Raw genomic sequence first — 16,576 nt, 5'->3', positions numbered from 1 at the left:
GGGCGAGTGTACGAGCCCGCCGGAGCCAATGCGAGCGCAGCACGGCTCATTCGTTGAGTTTGGCCAGGATCTTGTAGACCACGGTGGCCAGGATCATCAGCATGCCGACCCACATGGCGAACACGCCGGCGTTCTTGTCGCGGAAGTTGAAGCCGATGGCGAGCAGGATCATGCCCGACAGGATCGGAATGAGCATGGCGTGGAACGATGACATCGAGATCATGGCGACTGCCTTGTCGAAGGGGATGGTTCAAGTCTAGGTGGGATTTTGCCCGGTGGGGGTGATGCGGGTCAGAACCGGGCCGCTCCGGACGGGGGCGGCGTCTGTTCGATAGCCATCGCCAGCAGGCTGGCTCCCACACTGGAACGCATTGCCCATGTGGGAGCCCGTCTGCCGGCGATGTTCTCGCAGGGTTACGGCAGTTCGCGGCTGGCGTAGAACGCGCTCAGCACCTTGACCAGGTGCGCCAGGTCATGGCTACCGCACAGTTCGCGGATCGAGTGCATGGCGAACGTCGGCAGGCCGATGTCGACGGTGCGCACGCCCAGGTGGCTGGCGGTGATCGGGCCGATGGTCGAGCCGCAGCCCATGTCGCTGCGCACCACGAAGCTTTGCACCGGCACTTCTTCGGCCATGCACAGGTGGCGGAAGAACCCGGCGGTTTCGCTGTTGGTGGCGTAGCGCTGGTTGTTGTTGACCTTGATCACCGGGCCGGCGTTGAGTTTCGGGCCGTGGTTGCCGTCGTGCTTCTCGGCGTAGTTGGGGTGCACGCCGTGGGCGTTGTCGGCCGAGACCAGCAGGGATTTCTGGATGGTGCGCACGAACTCGTCGCCTTCGGGCAGCAGGCGGCGCAGGGTCTGCTCCAGCATCGGGCCGTCGGCGCCGCAGGCCGAGCAGGAGCCGACCTCTTCATGGTCGTTGCACACCAGCACGCAGGTCTCTTCGGTGTCGGCGTTGAGCAGGGCCTGCAGGCCGGCGTAGCACGACAGCAGGTTGTCCAGGCGGGCGCCGGCGATGAAGTCGCCGTGCAGGCCGATGACGGCGGCGCTCTGGGTGTCGTAGAAGCTCAGCTCGTAGTCGAGCACCACATCGGCGTTGAGGCCGTGCTCGCGGGCCAGCTGGTCGGTGAGCACGGCGCGGAAGTCCACGCGCTCGTCGCCGGCGAACTGCGCCAGCACCGGCGGCAGCTCGGTCTGTGCGTTGATCGCCCAGCCCTGGTTGGCTTCGCGGTTGAGGTGGATCGCAAGGTTGGGGATGATCGCGATCGGTGCCTTGAAGTCGATCAGTTGGCTTTCGACCTTGCCGTCGCGGCGGAAGGTGACGCGGCCGGCCAGCGACAGGTCGCGGTCGAACCATGGCGCCAGCAGCGCGCCGCCGTAGACTTCGACGCCCAGTTGCCAGAAGCCCTGGCGCTGCAGTTCCGGCTGCGGCTTGACCCGCAGGCACGGGCTGTCGGTGTGGGCGCCGACCAGGCGGATACCGTCGTGGAGCGGCGAGTGGCGGCCCATCTTGATGGCGATGATCGAGGAGTCGTTACGGGTGACGTAGTAACGGCCGTTGGCTTCGGTGTGCCACGGCTCGCGCTCGTCGAGGCGCACATAACCGGCGGCCTCCAGGCGTTGGGCAAGGCTGGCGGTGGCGTGGAACGGGGTAGGTGAGGCCTTGAGGAAGTCGATCAGGCCTTGGTTCAACTCTTCGCGCATAGGAGGCTCCAGACAGCGATGGGCGGGAGTTTAACCCATCGGTCCGAGGCTGGGGACATGCGGGCGCTACTGTCTTGGTCCGGTCTTGCGGTGCCTGGGCCGGCGCCATCGCCAGCAGGCTGGCTCCCACAGAAGGGCGGCCGGCAGGAGGGTGTTGCCGGGGCCAGCCCTTTCGCGGGCAAGCCCGCTCCCACAGTGGTCTTCGGTGATCTGCGATAACTGTGGGGAGCTGGCTTGCCAGCGATGGCGTCAGCCAAGGCGTCGCGGAGCCGGAGAGGTGCCTCAGCGGGCCGCCGACACCCGTTTCTTCAGGTAGCTCATGATGATCTTTTCGTCTTCGGGCTTGTCCGGACGCGGCAGTTGCTGCGGCCAGCGGGGATGGTCCAGCAGCTTTTTCCGGCGGCTTTCGTCCCAGCGCAGGATCTCCCGCGAGGCGCATTCCCACCACTCATGGCGGCAAGCGGTGTAGTACGGATGGTCCGGCGCGGCGCTGCCGTACAAAAGGTCGCGGCCGACCTTGCGCAGGGTGCCGCTCTGGTTGCGCAGTTTCCATTTGATCTTCAGGCGCTGCCAGGCCGACGGGAACGGCTTGGCCCGCGGCACGTCGGTGCACAGGTCCACCAGGCGCTGGCTGAACGCTTCGCCGTGCTGGGAGAAGAAGTACGCCTGCATCGCATGGAAGAAACGCTTCTCCGCGAAGTAGTGGTAGATGTGCTTGCGCGCCTCCACCACCGGACGCTTGCGCATGGCGTACGACAAGGCGATCTGCTCGATGGTGTGGATCTCGAAGCCGCCGGCGGTCCATTCGTCGATCAGGCGGATCGACTCCTCGAACAGCGCCGAGTCGCTGTCGGTGACCCCGCACAGGCCGCTGTTGTAGAGCTTGAAGCCGTTGTCGGGCGTCACGCCGTGGGCAACGAGGTCGCGGGCGAGCTTGAGGTAGTCCTGGCGCTGGTGCACGTCTTTCCAGTCGTACTCGAAGCGGTCCATCACCGATTGGCCGGGGGTGATGTGCTGGAACAGCCGGTTGGGGTCGCTGGTGAACAGCGTGTCGGTGTCGACGAACAGGGTCTTCTGCGCCAGTTGCAGGCCGGCGGCGATCGCACAGGCCTTGCGCCGGTGGTGGTAGCCGTGGCTGCCTTGCCAGCGGGTCAGGGTCTGTTCGTCCAGCAGAATGGTGTCCACCGGCCAGCCGGCATAGTCCTGCGGCCGGTCGGTGAGGATCCGGATCGCCGGGCGCTTGCCGTTCTTGGCCTGGGACAGGGCGGTGAGGATGCTGAACTTGGCTTCGCGCCGGTACACATCCTGGTTGCCGTAGATCAGGTAAAGCAGCTGGTGACGGGTTTTCTTGACGGGTGTTGCCAGGGAATCGATACCGCTCATCCGGAACAAAAATCCTTGTCTCAATACAGGCGACTGCCCCTCTGGGCAGTGCTCAGAACGGCGCCGGGCACTCGAAGCGCAAGCGTTCGCCGGACTGGGGGTGGGTGAAGCTGAGCATGCTGGCGTGAAGGCACAGGCGCGGCCAGGCCGCCAGGGCCTGCGGATGGGCATAGAGCCCGTCGCCCAGCAGCGGATGCCCGATGGACAGCATGTGCACGCGCAACTGGTGCGAACGGCCGGTGATCGGCGTCAGCTCGACGCGGCACCAGTCGCCGCAACGCTCCAGCACGCGCCAGAAGGTCAGGGCGTGCTTGCCGAACTCGTGGTCCACGACGTGGCGCGGCTTGGTCGGCGGGTCGTAGCGCAGGGGCAGGTCGATGCTGCCGCTGTCCAGTTCCGGTTGGCCCCAGCACAAGGCGGTGTAGGCCTTTTCGGTTTCCCGGTCGTGGAACTGGCGCGACAGTTCGCGGTGGGTGTCGGGGTCGCGGGCCAGCAGGATGATGCCGGACGTTTCCCAATCCAGCCGATGGACGATTCGCGCTTCCGGGTAGCCGTTTTCCTGCAGGCGGGTGATCAGGCAATCCTTGTTGTCCTCGGCCCGGCCGGGCACCGAGAGCAGCAGGGTGGGCTTGTCGACCACCAGAATGGCGGCGTCCTGATGGATGATGCGGATGTTGGACAGCGGCATTAAAACAGTCTCGTGACAAATGCCGACGGCGGCTTCAGGCCGTTCCATCGCTGGAAGGGCCTGAAGCCGCCGTCGTTCCCGCCAGGCCGGATCAGCGGTCTGGCAGGGTGATGTTGAGTTCCAGGATCGAGCAGCTGCCCTGGCTTTCCAGCGCCACGTGCACGTCGTCGTTGCCGATGTTGACGTACTTGCGGATCACTTCCACCAGTTCCTTCTGCAGGGACGGCAGGTAGTCGGGGGTGCTGCGCTGGCCGCGTTCATGCGCCACGATGATCTGTAGACGCTCTTTCGCTACCGAGGCGGTGCTGGGCTTCTTGTTGGCACGAAAGAAGTCAAAAAGGTTCATTACCTACCTCCAAACAGACGCTCGAAGAATCCCTTCTTCTCGACATTGAGGAACCGGTGTTCTTTTTCCTTGCCCAGCAGACGGTCGACGGTGTCGCTGTAGGCCTGGCCGGCATCGCTCTGGTCGTCGAGGATGACCGGGACGCCCTGGTTGGAGGCCTTGAGCACGGCCTGGGATTCCGGAATGACGCCCAGCAGGCGGACGGCGAGGATTTCCTTGACGTCTTCGACGCCGAGCATTTCGCCCTTCTCGACACGCTCCGGGTGGTAGCGGGTGATCAGCAGGTGTTCCTGGATCGGCTCTTCGCCTTTTTCGGCGCGGCGCGACTTGCTGGCCAGCAGGCCCAGCATGCGGTCGGAGTCGCGCACCGAGGAAACCTCAGGGTTGGTCACGACGATCGCTTCGTCAGCGAAGTACATGGCCAGGTGCGCGCCTTTCTCGATGCCCGCCGGGGAGTCGCAGACCACGAAGTCGAATTGGTCCTTGAGTTCCATCAGGACCTTTTCCACGCCTTCCTGGGTCAGCGCGTCCTTGTCACGGGTCTGGCTGGCGGCCAGCACGTACAGGTTCTCCAGGCGCTTGTCCTTGATCAGGGCTTGCTGCAGGTTGGCTTCGCCGTTGACCACGTTGACGAAGTCGTACACCACGCGACGCTCGCAACCCATGATCAGGTCGAGGTTACGCAGGCCCACGTCGAAGTCGACGATGACTGTTTTGTGCCCGCGCAGTGCGAGGCCGGTACCGATAGCGGCGCTGGTGGTGGTCTTACCCACACCACCCTTGCCGGATGTAACCACGAGAATCTTGGCCAAGGTGTTTCACCCCTAAGGAAGAAGGACTGTTCAGCCCCTGAAAAACATCTCTTGAAAACTAATGCAGTCGGACAGCCTTGGCTGGAATTCGGCTTTTGGCCTTTTTCCTACTTCGTTTGAGCCGTTTTCGCTATGTTTCAGAGATGCTTGGAAAATGCGGCAGTATCCGTTAAAGCCGAATGATGTTCAACACGTCGCCCGACAGGCTGACCTGCACGCCGGCGCCCCACAGCGGGTCGCGGCGCAAATCTTCGGAAACCTTGTAATGGCCTGCGATGGAGATCAGTTCAGCGCTCAATTGCTGACAGAAAATCCTCGCCTTGGTGTCGCCCTTGACGCCGGCCAGCGCACGTCCGCGCATCGGGCCGTATACATGGATGTTGCCGTCGGCCAGAAGTTCCGCCCCGGGGCTGACCGAGGAGACCACCACCAGATCGCCGCCCTGGGCGTAGATCTGCTGGCCACCACGTACTGGCGAGGTGATGACGCGGGTCGGCTTGACGGTCGGTTCCGGCGCCTTTTCCGGTTGTTTCTTCACCTCGGGCTCAGGTGCCTCCAGCGGCCGCTCGCGGGCGCCGGACGGCGGCAGCACCGGGATGTCGATGGCGATGGCGGCGGCGATGTCCTCGATGCGGCTGGCGCGGATCGCCAGGGTGCGCAGGCCGTGCTGGCGGCACACGCGCATCAGTCCCGGCAGGTCGACCGCGCCTTCGCCCGGCGGCAGTTTGTCCAGGGCCAGGACCAGCGGCGCGTTGCTGAAGAAGTTCGGGGCCTGGGCCACTTTGGCCGCCAGTTGCCGGTCGAGGCTGTCGAGGTCGTTGCGGGACAGCTCCAGCACGGTGATGGCCAGCATGCTGCCCTTCAACTGGAACACGGGATCCTGGTCTAGCGGTTCGGTTTGGCTCATGTCGGGATACAACGGCTTGTCACTAAAAGTGCCGAGACTTATAACGAGAACGCCGGCCAGCCGCAAGCCGGGTCGAACGATGTAGAATGCGCGGCCACTGCATTGACGGAAGCTTTAATGGAACGCCCGCGTTTTCGAACCGCCTTTCTTTCCCCGCGCTTCTGGCCGCTCTGGTGCGGCTTGGGGCTCTTGTGGCTGATCGTGCAGCTGCCGTACCCCGCCTTGCTGGCCATCGGTCGGTTTCTCGGTGCCGTGATGTATCGCCTGGCCGGCGACCGGCGGCGCATCGCCAAGCGCAACCTGGAACTGTGCTTCCCGGAGAAGTCCGCCGCCGAGCGCAAGCGCCTGCTCAAGGAGAACTTCGCCTCCACCGGCATCGCCTTCTTTGAAATGGCGATGAGCTGGTGGTGGTCGCGCCAGCGCCTGGCCAAGCTGGCCCATGTCGAAGGGCTTGAGCATCTGCAGAAGGCCCAGCGCGAGGGCAAGGGCGTGATCCTGATGGCCGCGCACTTCACCACGCTTGAGATCGGCGCGGCGCTGCTCGGCCAGCAGCACACCATCGACGGCATGTACCGCGAGCACAAGAACGCGCTGTTCGATTTCGTCCAGCGCCGCGGCCGCGAACGGCACAACCTCGATTCGCTGGCGGTGGAACGCGACGACGTACGCGGCATGCTCAAACTGCTGCGTTCGGGCCGGGCGATCTGGTATGCGCCGGACCAGGACTACGGCGCCAAGCAAAGCATTTTCGTGCCGCTGTTCGGCATTCAGGCGGCGACCGTCACCGCCACCACCAAATTCGCCCGGCTGGGCAAGGCGCTGGTGGTGCCGTTCACCCAGGAACGCCTGGCCGACGGCAGCGGCTACCGGCTGGTGATCCACGCGCCGCTGGAGGATTTCCCCGGCGAGACCGAAGAGGCCGACTGCATCCGCATCAACCAGTGGGTCGAAGGCGTGCTGCGCGATTGCCCCGAGCAATACCTGTGGGCCCACCGGCGCTTCAAGAGCCGTCCGCCGGGCGAGCCGAAGCTGTACGCCAAGCGCGGTTGATGTTCCCTTTCCCTTAAGGCACCACGGAGCGTTGCGATGAGCCCAGCTGAACCGGTCACAGGTTTGATTCTTTCCGGCGGCGGGGCTCGGGCGGCCTATCAGGTCGGGGTGCTGGCAGCCATCGCCGAATTGCTGCCGCCGGGGGCGGACAACCCGTTCCCGGTGATCGTCGGCACGTCCGCCGGGGCGATCAACGCGGTCAGCCTGGCCAGCGGCGCCACGGATTTTCGCGCCGCCGTCGAGCGTCTCACCCAGTTCTGGCAAGGGTTCCGCAGCCACCGGGTGCTGCGCAGCGACTGGCCGGGGGTGATCCGCCAGGCCGCCCGGTTCGTGTTCCACAGCCTGCTGGGCCTGGGCCGGCGGGTGCCGGTGGCGTTGCTCAACAGTTCGCCGCTGCGCTCGCTGCTGCACGACAAGCTGCACATGCCCGGCATCGCCGAGTCCATCGCCCGCAAACAGCTGCATGCGGTAGCGGTGACGGCGTTCGGCTACGAGTCCGGCCAGGCCGTCACGTTCTATCAGGGCGGCGGCGCCATCGATGCGTGGCTGCGTCACCGGCGCATCGGCGTGCCGACCCAACTGTCGGTGGATCATCTGCTGGCCAGTTCGGCGATCCCGCTGCTGTTCGCCCCAGTGAAGATCGGCGCCGAGTTCTTCGGCGACGGCGCGGTGCGGCAGTCGGCGCCGATCAGCCCGGCGCTGCACCTGGGGGCGAGCCGGGTGCTGGTGGTGGGCGTGAGCGGCAACCCGCGCGGCGTCGATCCGCAGCAGCCGCTGGAACGCACCTACACCGGCCAGCAGCCGACGCTGGCGCAGATCGGCGGGCACATGCTCAACAGCACGTTCATCGACAGCCTGGAAAGCGACATCGAACTGCTCCAGCGCCTGAACCAGTTCAGCCATCTGCTGCCCGACGGCACGCCGACCCGGGCGTTGGGCGCGGCGCCGGTGGAGGTGCTGGTGATTTCGCCCAGCCAGCCGATCGACGAAATCGCGGCGCGGCACCGTCAGGAGCTGCCGGCGGCGTTGCGGGTGTTCCTGCGCGGGCCGGGCGCGACCAAGACCAGCGGGGCGGGGGTGCTGAGCTATCTGTTGTTCGAGGCGGGGTACTGCAGCGAGCTGATCGACCTGGGGCGGCGCGATGCGTTGGCCAAGCGCGATGAGCTGTGCCGGTTCCTGGGGATCGGCGAGGCGGTGGTGCCGGCCTGAGGCGTTCTCGGATGCAGGGTTGAACCCAAACCCTGTGGGAGCTGGCTTGCCAGCGATGACAGTGTGTCAGGCGGTGAAGCTGTCAGCTGTGCCAGCCTCATCGCCAGCAGGCTGGCTCCCACAGGGGATCCGGGTTGAATGCAGATTCTGTTGTCTCTGCAATGCCCTGTGGGAGCGAGCTTGCTCGCGATGGCGTCCGCAAGGACGCCGCTTAGGCCTGAATCAGAAGTGGAACTTCACCAGGAAGCTGGTCACGTTCTGATTGGTGGTGAACGCACGGGTGTCGTCGATCCCGTACTTGTCTTTCCAGTAGTCGTACTCGACGCCCACGTACAGCTGCTTCTCGCCGAAGCTCAGCGCCTTGCCCAGGTCGTACTTGATCTGCGGGTTGAAGTGCAGGTTGGCGTGGTAGTCGCCCTTGGAATTGGAGTCGTTGTCGACCACCCAGTCCATGAAGCCGTCGATCAGCACGTCCGACTTGCCGACCGGAATGGTGTAGGACCAGACCGGGGTGATCTGCCAGACGTTGTCACCGGCGCGCGGGCCTTCGGTGTGGCGCTGGTAGAAGTTCAGCTGGAAGTAGTCGAAGCCTGGGATCGCCAGGTCGAAGCCCGGGCCGATCAGGTAGGACTCGACGTCGCCTTCACCGAACTCGTAGGTCATCGCCAGCAGCACGTCCTTGACCGGGCCGAACTCGATCTTCTGGTCGAGGATCTTGCCCAGCGACAGGCGCGGGCTGAACTCGCCGTAGTAGGTGTTGTTGCCGACGCCGCCATCCGGCTTGCCGTTGTAGAAGATCTTGTCGATGAACAGGAAGTTGTCCCCGTACTTCCACGCATCGGCGTGCTCGAAGGTGACGGTCTGCTGAATGGCCGGGTTGACCTTGAAGTCTTTGCCGTACAGGTAGGTCAGGCTGTTGTTCTGCCATTGCAGCAGGTCGCCGGCCATGGCCTGGCCGCCGGCCAGCAAGGATCCCGCGAGCATCAGGCTGGTGCAGGTGCGTTTCATTCGGTTGCTCCCAAAGTAGGTGTTCCACGTTATTTTTCTAAGGTCGGCGCTCTGGTGTGGCGCCTTTTCTCGTTACTGCGAAAATCGTCCGTCCGGTCAGCTCCGCCGCTTGTGGCAGGTGCGTTCAGCAAGAGCTGCGCCAAGGCTTTCGGAAAGCAAAAAAACGCCCGTCCGGCTGCTGAAAAACAGTCGGATGAACGTGTTTTCGGAATGCCTCGGCACTGACCGCGGCCTGGATAAGTTGGCTTTTCGGTCAGGAATTAAATTCGGGCTTTTTTTTAGACCGAATTCAGGAGGCCGCGGAGAATACTGACTCGACGGCCAGGCCTCAAGTGCCCCGCAACAGAGCACCGACGACAGGTAAGGGGCGCGGTTGCGGGCCATCTCAGAAGTGCACCTTCACCAGCAGGCTGGCGGTGTTCTGGTTGGTGTCGAAACTGTGGCTGCTTTCGACGCCGTACTTGTTCTTCCAGTAGCTGTACTCGGTGCCCACGTACAATTGCTTTTCGCGCCAGCCGAGGGCCTTGCCCAGGTCGTACTTGATCTGCGGGTTGATGTGCAGGTTGGCGTGGTAGGTGCCGCGCGCGTTCTCGTCGTTGTCCACCACCCAGTCGAGGTAGCCGTCGATCAGCACGTCGGAGTTGCCCACGGGAATGCTGTACGACCAGCCCGGCGTGATCTGCCAGACGCCGTCGCCGGGGCGCGGGCCTTCGGTCTGGCGGCGGTAGAAGTTGAGGGTGAAATAGTTGAAGCCCGGCACCTTGAGGTCGAAGCCGGGGCCGATCAGGTAGGCCTCGCTGTCGCCTTCGCCGTATTCGTAGGTCATCGCCAGCAGCACGTCCTTGACCGGGCCGAATTCGATCCGCTTGTCGAAGATCTTGCCGAGCGACAGGCGCGGGCTGAATTCGCCGTAGAACGCGTGAGGGCCTTTGTTGCGGTCTTCCTGGCCGTTGTAGAAGATCTTGTCGACGAACAGGAAGTTGTCGCCGTACTTCCATTTGTCGGCGTGCTCGAACGTCACCGTCTGCTGGATCGACGGGTTGATCGCGAAGTTCTTGCCGTACAGGTAGCTCAGGCTGTTGGTCTGCCACAGCAGCAGGTCGCCGGCCATGGCCTGGGTGGCGGCCATCAGGCCACCGCTCAACAGCAATCCGGATTGCGTGCGAATCATCTGGTGCTCCCTCTTGTTATTGTTTTTCAGGCGCAGGGTTGCCCATCCCCTGTAGGCGCGAGCCTGCTCGCGAAGAGGGCGTGTCAGTCGCCGTCACTGTTGAATGACACACCGCTATCGCGAGCAGGCTCGCTCCCACAAGGGAGCTTCGTGTTGCCGTCAATGCGGGTGAGCGTGGCAGTCGTTGATCGTTGCGCGTTCGGCGCCGCCGAGGATGTTGAACAGCAGGTTCAGCACCAGGGCGCTGAGGGTGGCCATGGCGATGCCGCTGTGGGTGATCGGGCTCATCCACACCGGCAGGTGGGCGAAGAACTCCGGACGCACCACCGGGATCAGGCCCATGCCGATGCTCACCGCCACCAGCAGCTGGTTGCGCCGGTCGCCGATGTCGGCCTCCTGCAGGATCTTGATCCCGGTGGCCGCCACCATGCCGAACATCGCGATGGCCGCGCCGCCCAGCACCGCCGGCGGAATCGACGCCACCAGGAACGCTGCCTTGGGCAACAGGCTCAGCACGATCAGCAGGCCGCCGGCGACGATGGTCACCGAGCGGCAGCGCACGCCGGTCATCTGCACCAGGCCGATGTTCTGGGCGAACGAGGAATGGGTGAACGTGTTGAAGAAACCGGCGAAGAACGAGGCGGCGGCGTCGCACATCAGGCCGCGCCGCAGCCGGCGCGGGCAGACGTCTTCGCCGGTGATCTTGCCCAGCGCCAGGAACATGCCGGTGGACTCGACGAAGATGATCACCACCACCAGGCACATGGACAGGATCGGCGCCAGCTCGAACTTCGGCAGACCGAAATGCAGCGGGGTGACGAACTGCACCCAGGGCGCATTGGCCATGCCGCTCAGGTCGACCATGCCGAGGGCGCCGCAGAGCACATACCCCAGGCACATGCCGATCAGCACGGAGATGTTGACCCAGAAGCCGCGCATGAAGCGGTGGATCAGCAAAATGGTGGCCAGCACCAGGGCGGCGATGGCCAGGTAGACGGGTGAGCCGAACTGCGCGGCGGCGGCACCGCCGCCGGCCCAGTTCACGGCCACGGGGAACAGCGAAAGGCCGATCGAGGTGATGACCGTGCCGGTCACCAGCGGCGGGAAGAAGCGCACGACCTTGGACATGAACGGCGCGATGAGCATGCCGAAGAACCCGGCGGCGATGGTCGCGCCGAAGATCCCCTGCAGGCCGATGCCGGGCATGCCGGCCATGGCGACCATGCTGCCGACGGCGGCGAAGCTGGCGCCCATCATCACCGGCATGCGGATGCCCATCGGGCCGATGCCCAGGGACTGGACGATGGTGGCGATGCCGGCGACCAGCAGGTCGGCGTTGATCAGGAAGGCGATTTCCTCGCGACTCAGGCCTGCGGCCTGTCCGATGATCAGCGGAACCGCGATGGCGCCGCCGTACATCAGCAGAACATGTTGCAGACCGACCAGGATCAGTTGCAAAAGGGGCAAACGCTGAATGGCGGGTGCGTCGGGGATGCGCGCTTTGGACAGCTCGGACATGCAACACCTCGGATCTTTTTATTCTTGTGATTGAACAGCGGTGGTGGTGCGCACCGCTGTCATTTGCATCAGGCTGACCGCGTTGCGGTCAATCGCGAGCAGGCTCGCTCCTACAGGTTTTGTATGACCTGTGTAGGAGCGAGCCTGCTCGCGATGCTTTTACTGCTTAGTTGGTCTGGGCTCCCTGGGCGATCCATGCACCGATCAGGTCACGTTCCTGCTGGGTCATCTGGGTGATGTTGCCCAGCGGCATGATCTGCGTGGTGATGGCCTGGGCCTGGATCCGCGCCGCGTTCTGGCGGATCTGTTCAGGGGTGTCGAACATCACGCCGGCAGGGGCTGCGCTGAACAGCGGGCTGGTCGGCTTGGCCGAGTGGCAGACCGCGCAACGTTCCTGGATCACGCTGTGCACCTTGTCGAACGCAGGGCCGGCATTGGACGCCTGGGCCGGTGCGGCGGCAGGGGCTGCGGGTGCGGCCGGCTGCGCGGCCTCGGCCGGTTTGGCGCCGCCGCCCAACGCCGTTTCCGGCAGGGGCTGGTACTCGATCTTCGCCGGAGCCTTGGCCACGTCCGGGGCGGTCGGGGCGGTGGCGGGGCCGGTCACGTAGGCCAGGCTGATCATGCCCACCGCTGCCACCGGCAAGGTCCAGGCGAACTTGTGGCTGTCGTGGCGGGTGTTGAAGTAGTGGCGCACCAGCACCGCCAGCACCGCGATCCCGGCCAGGATCAGCCAGTTGTACTGGCTGCCGTAGGTGCTCGGGAAGTGGTTGCTGATCATGATGAACAGCACCGGCAGGGTGAAGTAGTTGTTGTGGCGCGAGCGCAGCAGGCCTTTGGCCGGCAGGGCCGGATCCGGCGTGCGGTTCTCGGCGATCGCGGCCACCAGGGCGCGCTGGGCCGGCATGATGATGCGGAACACGTTGCCGACCATGATGGTGCCGATGATCGCGCCGACGTGCAGGTACGCGCCGCGGCCGCTGAACACTTTGCTGAAGCCGTAGGCCGCGCCGATGATCAGCACGAACAGGATGAAGCCGAGCAGGGCGGGTTTCTTGCCCAGCGGCGAATCGCACAGGAAGTCGTAGATGAACCAGCCTGCGATCAGCGCGCCGACGCCGATGGCCACGCCTTCAGGGCCGCTCAGGCCGCTGCCGGGCGCCACGAGGTAGAGCACGGGGTTGGAGTAGAACACCACGCACAGCAGCGCGATCCCCGACATCCAGGTGAAGTAGGCTTCCCACTTGAACCAGTGCAGGTTCTCCGGCATCGACGGCGGGGCCAGCTTGTACTTTTCCAGGTGATAGATGCCGCCGCCGTGGATCGCCCACAGATCGCCCGCAAGACCGGTTTTCGGGTTGACGCGGTTGAGGTTGTTCTCCAGCCAGACGAAGTAGAACGACGCGCCGATCCAGGCCACGCCGGTGATCATGTGAACCCAGCGCACGCTCAGGTTCAGCCATTCCAACAGATGTGCTTCCACAGTCGTTACCTCTCGCCCGTCACGCTTGTCGTCGCGTGATCGGACCTTCTCTTATTGGTGGGGGGCGAGGATCAGACGCTCATCCTCTTTGAAGAAATGCTCATCGCAGTTGTTGCCTGAGCCACTGCGATCAACCACCAGGAAGTCATCCCGCTTTTCGATCGTCAGCACCGGGTGGTGCCAGACGCCGCGATGGTAATTGATGCCCTGCCTGCCGTTGGTGACGAAGGCGCGGACCAAGCCTGATACAGGTGCATCGCCAAGTGGCGCGACCACGATCAGAAAGGGGTTGCCGAGCAGCGGAATGAAAGCCTGGCTGCCCAGCGGATGGCGTTCCAGCATGCTCACGGTCAGCGGCATGTCCAGCGCGTCGGCGCGGAAGATGCTGATGATCGCGTTGTCCTCTGGCGTGGCGGTCTCGACCGTGGCCAGTTTGTGAAAGCGCATGGTCGAACCGTTGTTGATCATGAAGTGATCGCTGCCGTCGGTTTCGATGACGTCACCGAAAGGGGCGAAGGCTTCTTTGGTCAGCGGTTCAATCGTCAGTGTGCGCATGCTGTTCTTCTTATCCAAGATTCTGTGTTGTTAGAACTGTCGCCATCGTCGGAACGCCGCCCGGGGCAAGCCCGCTCCCACAGTGAGCTGTGGCGTTCACAAGACCTGTGGGAGCTGGCTTGCCAGCGATGGGGTTCAGCCTTGTTTAGCGACCTTGCCGAACAGGCGCAGACGGCTCACGCCACCGTCCGGGAACACGTTCAGGCGGATGTGGGTGATCGGGCCCAGTGCCTTGATCTGCTCGACGAAGGTGTGTTCGGCGTGCATCTCCAGCTTCTGGCTCGGCAACAGTTCACGCCAGAACAGCGACTGGGTCTCGATCTGGCTGTCGGTGCCGCCCTTCACGAAGGCGCCCTGGATCGAGCAGCTGTCGGGGTAGTTGCCCTTGAAGTGCAGGGTGTCGACGACGATCTTCTCGATCTCGCCGGGATGGCCCAGGGCGACGATGACCCAGTCGTTGCCTGGCGTGCGGCGGCGTGCGGTTTCCCAGCCGTCGCCCATGTTGATGCCGCGGCCCGGGTTGAGGATGTTGCTCATGCGGCCGAAGTGTTCGTCGGAGCAGGCGAGGGCGCGACCGCCGTTGAGGGCGGCGGCCAGGTCCACTTGCTCGTTGTCGCCGACGGCGGACCAGTCACGGAACGGAATGCCGTACACGCGCAGACGGGCCACGCCGCCGTCCGGGTAGATGTTGAAGCGCAGGTGGCTGAACGCCTGGTCGTTGCTGATTTCATGGTAGTGGTGGCTGTTGCCTTGCAGCTCGACGGCCGACAGCACTTCGGTCCACTGGGTGTTCTCGTCCGGCTCGCCGGAGGCCAGGAAGCAGGCTTCCAGGGAGGCCGACGGCGGGAAGTTGCCGGTGAAGAATGAGGTGTCGATGTCCACGCCCTTGATCGAGCCCGGCACGCCCAGGCGGATCACCGCGCTGTCGTAGCCTTCGAAGCGCTTGCGGCGGGATTCCCAGCCGTCCATCCACTTGCCGTTGTCATCGAACACGCCCTCCTTCCAGACGGCCGGGGTCGGTTGGAACAGACGGTTGGCGTCTGCGAACCAGTCATCGGTGACCGAGATGATCTTGGTGCCCAGGCGGGCATCGGCCAGGTTGACGAACTTCTCGAAAGGTACGGCGTAAGCTTTCATTCTTCTTGTCTGCCTTTAAATATGTGGCTGGGGATGCTTGCGGGGCCCTGGGAAACACAAGCGTTCTAGAGGTTTCTCGGGCCAGGCTCGCTCAAAGAGTCAGTAAACGGAACAGGGCGATCTTGTTGATCTCCGCCAGCGCGCACTTGAACTCGGTGTCCACCGGGTTGTGGATGCGCGTTTCGAACGCCGCGAGGATCTGATGCCGGTTGCTCCCCTTTACCGCCATGATGAAGGGAAACTTGAACTTGGCCTTGTAGGCGTCGTTCAGCTCGGTGAAGCGCTGGAACTCTTCGGCCGTGCATTGGTGGATACCGGCGCCGGCTTGTTCGTTGGTGCTGGCTTCGGTCAGTTGGCCCTGGACGGCGGCTTTGCCGGCCAGGTCCGGGTGAGCGTTGATCAGGGCAAGCTGGCTTGCGTGATCGGCGCTCAACAGGATATCGCTCATGCGCTGGTGCAGGGTCTCGATCTCGTCGAGCGAAGCGTCCTGGCCCAGGTCGAAGGCCTTTTCGGCCACCCATGGCGAATGTTCGTAGATGTCGGCGAAGGCCTTGACGAAGGCGTCGCGGCCCAGGGCCGACGGCTTGACGGTCTGGAAGGTACTCATTTGGCGGCCCCTTGGTACGGGTGGGTCGCGTGCCAGTGGCGTGCGATGTCGACGCGGCGGCTGAACCACACCTGCTCATGGCTCTTGGCGTATTCGAGGAAGCGCTTGAGCGAGGCCAGGCGCGCCGGACGGCCCACCAGGCGGCAGTGCAGGCCGATCGAGAGCATCTTCGGCGCCTCGGCGCCTTCGGCGTAGAGCACGTCGAACGCGTCCTTGAGGTATTCGAAGAAGTCGTCGCCCTTGTTGAAGCCCTGCACCTGGGTGAAGCGCATGTCGTTGGTGTCGAGGGTGTATGGGATCACCAGGTGCGGCTTGCCGGTCGGGTTGTTCGGTTCCCAGTAGGGCAGGTCGTCGTCGTAGGTGTCGCTGTCGTAGAGGAAACCGCCTTCTTCCATCACCAGCCGGCGGGTGTTCGGGCCGGTGCGGCCGGTGTACCAGCCCAGCGGGCGTTCGCCGGTAATTTCGGTGAGGATGCGGATCGCTTCGAGCATGTGCTCGCGCTCCTGGGCCTCGTCCATGTACTGGTAGTCGATCCAGCGGTAGCCGTGGCTGCAGATCTCGTGGCCGGCCTGGGCCATTGCGCGGATCACGTCCGGGTGGCGCTGGGCGGCCATGGCGACGGCGAACACGGTCAGGGGAATGTCGAATGCCTTGAACAGTTTCAGGATCCGCCACACGCCGGCGCGGCTGCCATACTCGTAAAGGGATTCCATGCTCATGTTGCGCACACCCTGCAGGGGCTGCGCCGCGACCATCTCGGAAAGGAAGGCTTCGGATTCCTTGTCGCCGTGCAGGACGTTGCGCTCGCCGCCTTCTTCGTAGTTGAGCACGAAGGACAGGGCGATCCGGGCATTGCCCGGCCAGTGTGGGTGAGGAGGGTTACTGCCGTAACCGATCAGGTCGCGTGGATAGTCAGCGCTCACTGCAGTCTTCCTTCTTATTCGTTGACAGGTGGTGTGGCGCCCTGGCGTGAGGTGGCAGGCTGGCGTCACAGCGATGGG

17 protein-coding genes are annotated in these 16,576 nt (G+C 64.2%); 2 read left to right on the top strand and 15 right to left on the bottom strand.

The window, feature by feature from the left end:
- Nucleotides 1-46: 46 nt before the first annotated feature.
- The 7 genes from CAG31_RS28375 to minC form a co-directional block, all read right to left on the bottom strand.
- On the bottom strand, nt 47-223 hold the full coding sequence (locus CAG31_RS28375; RefSeq protein WP_007965354.1) for a hypothetical protein: 177 nt from the start codon (nt 221-223) through the stop codon (nt 47-49).
- A 191-nt stretch (nt 224-414) separates the two neighbouring features.
- On the bottom strand, nt 415-1,704 hold the full coding sequence (locus CAG31_RS01360) for a M18 family aminopeptidase (RefSeq protein WP_085577679.1): 1,290 nt from the start codon (nt 1,702-1,704) through the stop codon (nt 415-417).
- Nucleotides 1,705-1,986: 282 nt separating this feature from the next.
- Nucleotides 1,987-3,087 (bottom strand): hypothetical protein, encoded by a 1,101-nt coding sequence (locus CAG31_RS01355; RefSeq protein ID WP_085577678.1) that lies wholly within the window; start codon nt 3,085-3,087, stop codon nt 1,987-1,989.
- A 52-nt stretch (nt 3,088-3,139) separates the two neighbouring features.
- The gene (locus CAG31_RS01350; protein ID WP_085577677.1) at nt 3,140-3,775 is read right to left on the bottom strand and encodes an RluA family pseudouridine synthase; all 636 of its coding nucleotides are present in this window, start codon (nt 3,773-3,775) and stop codon (nt 3,140-3,142) included.
- Nucleotides 3,776-3,866: 91 nt separating this feature from the next.
- Complete coding sequence (gene minE, locus CAG31_RS01345) at nt 3,867-4,121, bottom strand: cell division topological specificity factor MinE (protein WP_007960071.1); 255 nt, start codon at nt 4,119-4,121, stop codon at nt 3,867-3,869.
- Nucleotides 4,121-4,933 carry a septum site-determining protein MinD gene (minD, locus tag CAG31_RS01340; RefSeq protein ID WP_085577676.1) on the bottom strand — a complete coding sequence of 271 codons (813 nt, stop codon included), beginning with the start codon at nt 4,931-4,933 and terminating at the stop codon, nt 4,121-4,123. Before minD ends, minE begins: the two co-directional genes overlap by 1 nt.
- A gap of 169 nt (nt 4,934-5,102) precedes the next feature.
- Entirely contained in the window at nt 5,103-5,840 is a 738-nt protein-coding gene (gene minC, locus CAG31_RS01335; RefSeq protein ID WP_085577885.1) for a septum site-determining protein MinC, read from the bottom strand.
- Nucleotides 5,841-5,957: 117 nt separating this feature from the next.
- On the opposite strand from minC, the gene CAG31_RS01330 reads away from it, so the two are divergent.
- Both CAG31_RS01330 and CAG31_RS01325 read left to right on the top strand, forming a co-directional pair.
- Nucleotides 5,958-6,890: a lipid A biosynthesis lauroyl acyltransferase gene (locus CAG31_RS01330; protein ID WP_085577675.1), complete on the top strand. Its 933-nt coding sequence runs from the start codon at nt 5,958-5,960 to the stop codon at nt 6,888-6,890.
- A gap of 36 nt (nt 6,891-6,926) precedes the next feature.
- Nucleotides 6,927-8,099 (top strand): patatin-like phospholipase family protein, encoded by a 1,173-nt coding sequence (locus CAG31_RS01325; protein WP_085577674.1) that lies wholly within the window; start codon nt 6,927-6,929, stop codon nt 8,097-8,099.
- Nucleotides 8,100-8,321: 222 nt separating this feature from the next.
- Here the strand turns inward: CAG31_RS01325 and CAG31_RS01320 are convergent, their stop codons facing one another.
- The 8 genes from CAG31_RS01320 to puuE form a co-directional block, all read right to left on the bottom strand.
- Entirely contained in the window at nt 8,322-9,107 is a 786-nt protein-coding gene (locus CAG31_RS01320) for an outer membrane protein OmpK (RefSeq protein ID WP_085577673.1), read from the bottom strand.
- A 385-nt stretch (nt 9,108-9,492) separates the two neighbouring features.
- On the bottom strand, nt 9,493-10,278 hold the full coding sequence (locus tag CAG31_RS01315) for an outer membrane protein OmpK (RefSeq protein WP_085577672.1): 786 nt from the start codon (nt 10,276-10,278) through the stop codon (nt 9,493-9,495).
- A gap of 159 nt (nt 10,279-10,437) precedes the next feature.
- Nucleotides 10,438-11,796 carry a nucleobase:cation symporter-2 family protein gene (locus CAG31_RS01310; protein ID WP_085577671.1) on the bottom strand — a complete coding sequence of 453 codons (1,359 nt, stop codon included), beginning with the start codon at nt 11,794-11,796 and terminating at the stop codon, nt 10,438-10,440.
- 166 nt (nt 11,797-11,962) lie between these two features.
- Nucleotides 11,963-13,276: a urate hydroxylase PuuD gene (locus CAG31_RS01305; protein WP_085577670.1), complete on the bottom strand. Its 1,314-nt coding sequence runs from the start codon at nt 13,274-13,276 to the stop codon at nt 11,963-11,965.
- A 51-nt stretch (nt 13,277-13,327) separates the two neighbouring features.
- The gene (locus tag CAG31_RS01300) at nt 13,328-13,831 is read right to left on the bottom strand and encodes an ureidoglycolate lyase (RefSeq protein WP_085577669.1); all 504 of its coding nucleotides are present in this window, start codon (nt 13,829-13,831) and stop codon (nt 13,328-13,330) included.
- Between the two features lie 135 nt (nt 13,832-13,966).
- Nucleotides 13,967-14,968 (bottom strand): allantoicase, encoded by a 1,002-nt coding sequence (gene alc / locus CAG31_RS01295; protein WP_085577668.1) that lies wholly within the window; start codon nt 14,966-14,968, stop codon nt 13,967-13,969.
- Nucleotides 14,969-15,059: 91 nt separating this feature from the next.
- Nucleotides 15,060-15,575 carry a 2-oxo-4-hydroxy-4-carboxy-5-ureidoimidazoline decarboxylase gene (uraD, locus tag CAG31_RS01290; protein ID WP_085577667.1) on the bottom strand — a complete coding sequence of 172 codons (516 nt, stop codon included), beginning with the start codon at nt 15,573-15,575 and terminating at the stop codon, nt 15,060-15,062.
- The gene (gene puuE / locus CAG31_RS01285) at nt 15,572-16,498 is read right to left on the bottom strand and encodes an allantoinase PuuE (RefSeq protein ID WP_085577666.1); all 927 of its coding nucleotides are present in this window, start codon (nt 16,496-16,498) and stop codon (nt 15,572-15,574) included. The genes uraD and puuE overlap by 4 nt, the downstream gene beginning before the upstream one ends.
- Nucleotides 16,499-16,576 lie beyond the last annotated feature (78 nt).

It is taken from the genome of Pseudomonas sp. R25(2017) (assembly GCF_002112565.1).
GTDB lineage: Bacteria > Pseudomonadota > Gammaproteobacteria > Pseudomonadales > Pseudomonadaceae > Aquipseudomonas > Aquipseudomonas ekonensis.
The sequence above is the reverse complement of the archived record's forward strand: the minus strand, read 5'-3'. Positions and strand labels throughout refer to the sequence as shown.

Coding starts and splice junctions, on each gene's coding strand:
- minE (WP_007960071.1), bottom strand. CDS start 4,121: ATGAACCTTTTTGACTTCTTTCGTGCCAACAAGAAGCCCAGCACCGCC.
- CAG31_RS01310 (WP_085577671.1), bottom strand. CDS start 11,796: ATGTCCGAGCTGTCCAAAGCGCGCATCCCCGACGCACCCGCCATTCAG.
- CAG31_RS01325 (WP_085577674.1), top strand. CDS start 6,927: ATGAGCCCAGCTGAACCGGTCACAGGTTTGATTCTTTCCGGCGGCGGG.
- CAG31_RS01360 (WP_085577679.1), bottom strand. CDS start 1,704: ATGCGCGAAGAGTTGAACCAAGGCCTGATCGACTTCCTCAAGGCCTCA.
- alc (WP_085577668.1), bottom strand. CDS start 14,968: ATGAAAGCTTACGCCGTACCTTTCGAGAAGTTCGTCAACCTGGCCGAT.
- CAG31_RS01315 (WP_085577672.1), bottom strand. CDS start 10,278: ATGATTCGCACGCAATCCGGATTGCTGTTGAGCGGTGGCCTGATGGCC.
- minC (WP_085577885.1), bottom strand. CDS start 5,840: ATGAGCCAAACCGAACCGCTAGACCAGGATCCCGTGTTCCAGTTGAAG.
- CAG31_RS01300 (WP_085577669.1), bottom strand. CDS start 13,831: ATGCGCACACTGACGATTGAACCGCTGACCAAAGAAGCCTTCGCCCCT.
- CAG31_RS01355 (WP_085577678.1), bottom strand. CDS start 3,087: ATGAGCGGTATCGATTCCCTGGCAACACCCGTCAAGAAAACCCGTCAC.
- uraD (WP_085577667.1), bottom strand. CDS start 15,575: ATGAGTACCTTCCAGACCGTCAAGCCGTCGGCCCTGGGCCGCGACGCC.
- CAG31_RS01320 (WP_085577673.1), bottom strand. CDS start 9,107: ATGAAACGCACCTGCACCAGCCTGATGCTCGCGGGATCCTTGCTGGCC.
- CAG31_RS01330 (WP_085577675.1), top strand. CDS start 5,958: ATGGAACGCCCGCGTTTTCGAACCGCCTTTCTTTCCCCGCGCTTCTGG.
- CAG31_RS01350 (WP_085577677.1), bottom strand. CDS start 3,775: ATGCCGCTGTCCAACATCCGCATCATCCATCAGGACGCCGCCATTCTG.
- CAG31_RS28375 (WP_007965354.1), bottom strand. CDS start 223: ATGATCTCGATGTCATCGTTCCACGCCATGCTCATTCCGATCCTGTCG.